The 1220-nt window shown below is 45.7% G+C and carries 1 protein-coding gene; it reads left to right on the top strand.

Annotated features, from left to right (window positions below; genetic code table 11):
• The coding region (locus FHS24_RS12295; RefSeq protein ID WP_183621406.1) for a transferrin-binding protein-like solute binding protein at positions 1-1220 on the top strand (1220 nt) is incomplete at both ends.

Below are 1220 nucleotides of genomic sequence, written 5' to 3'. Positions count from 1 at the left end.
CAACACCCAAGGTGGATTCTACGGAGACAACGGTCAGTATCTAGGTGGTGTGTATGACGGTAATGGTGCTCAAGGTACTTATGGTGCAACCAAAGGTGATGAGGTTATACCTGAGCCACCAGTACGTGAGCGTGGAGAGAAATCGACTAAGACTGGTGCACAGACAGTCAACGTTGGCGGTGCATTCATTACTAGCACTCGTGAATTTGACGTTTATGACAACGGTAACAACCTAGATGCTAGAGCAGACACAGCATCAGATGGTGGCTTACCTATCGTTCCAATCTTCGTATCAGGTGATAACGACGTAGATCTTGGCAACGGCTACATGAGTAACGTTGACGACGAAGCGACCATTACCATAGGAGAAGCACCAGAGACTAGTGACATCCCATTAACTTATACCTCAGTCTATAAAGACTTTGGTGGTGACATGCGAGTCGGTCACATCAATGGCGCAGCAGACGCTACCGCTACATTGGGGGCAATACTAGCCGTAGATGGCGTCGCCGTCGTTGGTAATGCAACAGCGAACATGCCAACTGAAGGTGTGTTTAACTACGCCGGTGATGCAACCAACCGTCTAAACGGTATTGGTAACGCCATTGAGTACGGTACTTCAGTATTCACAGCCGACTTCGTCAACAGCAACATACAAGGAACCTTATCGTTTGCTACAGCAGGTGACATTGACCTAACAGCTGGCATCACAGGTAACCAGTTCTCAGGTGCAGCTGCAGACAATGCAGGCTACAACACCCAAGGTGGATTCTACGGAGACAACGGTCAGTATCTAGGTGGTGTGTATGACGGTAATGGTGCTCAAGGTACTTATGGTGCAACCAAAGGTAGTGAGGTCATTATAACTCCACCACCAGCCAATCCAGATGCACCTGTAGATAGTGAAATGACGGGTGTGCAGAGTTTCACATTGACTAATGCTGACGCGATTGGTTTTAGATCATTCTGGGACGATAAGGATAATAAAGCGAGTAATGACAGAAAAGATGAATTTACTAATACCAGGAACGGCAATAACTTTACCGCTTTTGATACTTTAACCGCTCGTGCTGATTTAACTAAACCTGATACTGTGAAGGGAAGTGTTACTGCGAAGATATCAAGCCCTAGTGATGCTATTTACAATAGTAATACTAAAGGATTCAAGGTATACAATGGTTCAGCAAAAGTTGATGTTGCTAAGCCTATTAGTACTAGTT

It is taken from the genome of Psychrobacter luti, from assembly GCF_014192115.1.
Taxonomy (GTDB): Bacteria; Pseudomonadota; Gammaproteobacteria; order Pseudomonadales; family Moraxellaceae; genus Psychrobacter; species Psychrobacter luti.
The sequence above is the reverse complement of the archived record's forward strand: the minus strand, read 5'-3'. Positions and strand labels throughout refer to the sequence as shown.